This window comes from Vibrio limimangrovi (genome assembly GCF_054064025.1).
On sequence record NZ_JBSUGF010000031.1, the window covers coordinates 1 to 4290 of the forward strand.

Annotated in this window: 3 protein-coding genes and 1 pseudogene; all 4 read left to right on the forward strand. The window is 46.2% G+C overall.

Translation table 11 applies throughout. The annotated features are described in order from the left end of the window. The coding region (locus ACWYU8_RS21905; protein ID WP_457521837.1) for a S8 family serine peptidase at window positions 1-552 on the forward strand (552 nt) is incomplete at its 5' end. 301 nt (window positions 553-853) lie between these two features. Beyond that, window positions 854-1474: a hypothetical protein gene (locus tag ACWYU8_RS21910; protein WP_457521838.1), complete on the forward strand. Its 621-nt coding sequence runs from the start codon at window positions 854-856 to the stop codon at window positions 1472-1474. Beyond that, window positions 1474-3945, forward strand: coding sequence for a hypothetical protein (locus tag ACWYU8_RS21915; RefSeq protein ID WP_457521839.1), 2472 nt, complete (start codon window positions 1474-1476; stop codon window positions 3943-3945). Before ACWYU8_RS21910 ends, ACWYU8_RS21915 begins: the two co-directional genes overlap by 1 nt. 133 nt (window positions 3946-4078) lie before the next feature. Next, window positions 4079-4290, forward strand: a pseudogene (locus tag ACWYU8_RS21920) (S8 family serine peptidase); the annotation flags it as partial.

Below are 4290 nucleotides of genomic sequence, written 5' to 3' on the forward strand. Positions count from 1 at the left end.
GTCGGAGCAGACTTAAAAGATCGCGCTCTGCTACATGAATCAGCGACCATCAGTGTTGAGATCAGCAGCTCTGATTATGGCTTTATGAGCGGAACATCAATGGCGACCCCTGGCGTTGCGGGTATGGCAGCATTACTGTGGTCAAATCATCAAGAATGTACCGGCAGTCAAATCCGTGATGCACTGAAGCAAACCGCATTTGATGCTGGTACGTCAGGTCACGATGTTCACTTCGGCTACGGCATTGTAAAAGTTGCCGATGCCAACGAGTACTTGTTAGCGAACGGCTGTGATGCACAATCGGCAGCATACATTGAACTGTCTACATCGAAGTACCTAGCTAAGCAAGGCCAAAAAGTCGACTTAGCATGGTCAAACGCGACAGCACGTAAAGTCGATGTATACCGCAACGGCGTGATTGTATCGACCACCGGTAATGACGGCGCATTCACAGATACACTAGCAAGTGATGCGTACGGGATGTACACATATAAAGTATGTGATCAATCAAGTGGTAACTGTTCAAATATCTCAAGTGTGACATTTGACTAAAAACGATAGAGGACGCCCTATCACGGCGTTCTCTTGTTTCCCTACGATAGTTCCCCAGCGATATCCGGCTATTCTAATTGCTCCGCTAAAATTATGACAAAGACCACTTTCGGGTGGTCTTTTTAAACGCTCATTCCCGACTTGTCTATCTTTATCGCTACGAAACCAAAACGGTTATGAAGCACAACTCATAAAAAATCAGGAATTCCCTGATATCTAAATTAAAAACCATTCGTTACTTTTATTCGACGGTAGAGGATCTACCTGAATAATTTGCTAAAAATATAGTCAAGGATAACTAATGAAACTCAGATCAAAGATAGCTGTGTTGCTGTCAGCGTTCACTCTGTTCACATCTGTCGCACAAGCTGCGCAGCTCCAATCACAGAACCTAAAACAACTCATTGCTGATTCTGAAAGCATTATATCAGGTCAGGTTCAAAGCGTTACCGATGGCATTTCCGAGCAAGGTCTTCCTTACACAGAAGTCACTATCAAAGTGGGCGAAGCGGCTTTAGGCAACCATGCAGAAGGCTCTGAATACACCTTCCGTCAGTTTGGTTTACTTAAACCCCGCACTTTACCAAATGGAAACAAAATGCTGGCGCTGTCTCCGGAAGGTTTCCCTCGCTGGAATGAAGAAGAAGTCGTTGTTGTATTCATGCATAAAGCCGCGTCACTGACTGGTCTGCGCTCCACTGCTGGTTTGGCGAACGGTAAATTCGTTCTTCAGGGAGGCAAAGTGGTGAATGAGTTTAATAACCAGGGCATTTTCGACAATCTGGAGTTTGCCCAAGGCACGCTTACGCAATCAGAACAAACGATGGTAGACACTCAAGGTGCATACAGCGCACCGGCTTTTATGAGCCTGTTGGGTAAAGCAGTGTCTGAGCAGTGGATCAGCAATGGGAAGATGAAATAATGAAACGTAATACACTAACAATTGCGATTGCCGCTCTACTCTCAGCCAGTACAGTACAAGCCGGTGGTCCACTTTATACCACGGCAGACGGCTCAGCGCCCTTCGTATGGGATACCTCTAATGGCTCTATTCCCGTCTATGTCGATGGCGGTGAAGCATTTACTTATGACTACGATGGCACGGTATTTTTATCCATTGAACAGGCTCAGCAAATTACTCAGGAAGCTTTTGAACAGTGGAACAATGTAGAAACCTCAACGTTTGAAGCCAATGTAGCAGGCACAATTGAAGAGAAGACGGGTATTGCTGACGTAGATGGATCGAATGCGCTGCCATTTTATCTTCAGCAAAATGGCTACGGCTTCTGGATGCTTTACGATACCGATGGCAGCATCTTAGAAAATGTCTTCGGGGTGTCAAAAGAGTCCGTTTTAGCTATTGCCTTCCCTGAAATTGCAGATGCTAACAACAAGATTCTCGAATCAACAATCGTCGTAAACGGTTGGAACGTGTACGCAAACGATTCTGAGGGCAAACAAGTTGCTGGCGTTTTTACGCACGAAATCGGTCACGCGATTAACCTTTCCCACTCACAGACCAACGGCCCGATTGGTTACCTCAGTACCCCTGATTCACCAAAACTCCCTGGCGTGAAAGGCTGTAATTTAGCCGATATTTATCCGGGTTATGAAGAGACTCATGCCCATGATATCGAGGATTACTACGGAATGCCGATCAATCCGGCTGATCCTGAAATCATTGAAACCATGTATCCATTCGTTTATCACTACGGTGCAGGAGCAGCAGCACAAAGCACGGTGAACTTAACCGAAGACCGTGTGGCGATTTCCAACCTTTATCCAAGCCAGGAGTACTTTACCCAATTTGGCTCAATTGAAGGCAGATTGCGCTTAAAAGATGGCTCGACGGAATACAGTGGTGTCAACATTATCGCGCGTAATATCAACAACCCTCTGTTTGACTCAGTATCAGCACAGTCCGGTAACCTGACCCAGGGTAAAGTCGGTCCTGATGGCTACTTTAAACTTAACGGCCTGACCCCAGGTGAAAGCTACGTACTTTACACAGAAGAAATCAATAGTGGTTCTTACCCGACCGCTACGACAGACATTATTTCTGTTCCTGAGTTCTGGAATGAAAATGAAAGCAGCGACCCTAACTCAGACGACCCATGTGATGCTACCCCTATCGTTGCTGAAGCAGGGAAAACCAAACAGGCTGATTTCGTGTTTAACGGCTACCAGGATGGCGTTGATTTCAAACCTGTCGTTTCCGCACATCTAACTGACCTGGCAAAAAATGGCAAATCTTCAATAGGCCTTTCAGGCAGCAGACCTTTCGTCTGGGATGAGAATAAAGGTATCACTCTTCTTCCTGATTTCCTCACTGCCGGAAATGCAAAAATGAGTGCTAACGGTAACAAGCTCCTGGTCAATGCTGACCTTGACAGAAACGGCATATCCGCTCCAGCAATTTGGACAGATACCAATGGTGTTTTACCTCTAGGCGATCTAACCGGGAACACCTGTGGCGGAGACAGTGATGATGGCGTTGCTTCTGCAGTTTCCTGGGATATTGACGCATCAGGCAATACAGCGGTTGGTTACGCACATAAAGATATCAATGGCGATGGCTCGTGTACTTCTAATTACTCAGGTGAAATCGTTCCGTTCATCTGGACAAAAAATGAAGGTATGCGTGAGCTGGATACCAGCAGTGTCGATTGGTCTAATACAGCTTGGGTGCGCGCCCATGCAATATCAGGCAACGGCAATGTAGTCATGGGGTCACTTGGTGGCTATCAGGCAGCGGCATGGGTCAATGAAGGAGAAATGATTAACCTTTATGAAGCTGCCGGTGCAATGAACGCATACGCCTCTTCTCATGACGGCAAGCAAGTCGCGCTGCAAACCAGAAACGGCAACGTTCTGATTTGGGATCACACTAAAGAGGGTGATGCGGCCTTTACCGATATTGGCGGTCTGGAACTGTGTAACGATGTACCAATGGTATTGTTCGGCAACAACTTCTGTGAATCCCTTGGTGTAGAAGGCGTTCATGCTCGTTTTGGTAAATACACTGCATTCATGCCTACAGACATGAACGACAACGGTGACGTGATCATTGGTCGCGGTGGTAACATCCTAACCGGGTTCGTGGGTGGCATCTACATCAAAGGCCTGGGCTGGATGACATTCGATGAATTCTTCGATAAGCAAGGTGTATTGGAAGCTCAAAAAGGCTACCTGAATAACCCGCTTTCCCTTTCTGCCGATGGTTCGAAAATGACTGGTGGCCTTGCAGGTTACGCGCTTTCATTCTTCGTCGACATGTCTCACGTATACGTTTGTGAAAACGGCAACTCGATTAAGACAGGCTTCCCGAACGGTCTGATTAACAAGGTCAAGGGTGGCGCTGAATTTGGCCGCTGTGAAGAACTGACGGATTAATTGCTATTGAAGCGAATAGGTGGCTGATAAACAGCCACCTATTCTAAGCAAACACACCAAAACAACTTTATTTAAAACTCTAGCTATTAAAACTCCAGCGGATCACTGGACGTTACTCTCTTTAGGGATGATTATGAAAATTTTGAATAAATCGCTTATCGCGATGGGCATTTGCTTGTCGTTTGGTGCACACGCCGCAGACGACCGTTACATCATTCAAGTTGACAGCGCTAACAAAGGCGTAGTGAAAAACCTCGCTAAAAAACTGGGCGCAGATATCAATGTTGAAGGTCAGGAATTTTTTGCAGCGACGTTTACAGGTAAAGATTTAGCAACCGTTAAAGG

What these genes read in the sequence shown, in the direction of transcription:
- ACWYU8_RS21915 (WP_457521839.1), top strand. Translation starts at nt 1,474, where the DNA reads ATGAAACGTAATACACTAACAATTGCGATTGCCGCTCTACTCTCAGCC.
- ACWYU8_RS21910 (WP_457521838.1), top strand. Translation starts at nt 854, where the DNA reads ATGAAACTCAGATCAAAGATAGCTGTGTTGCTGTCAGCGTTCACTCTG.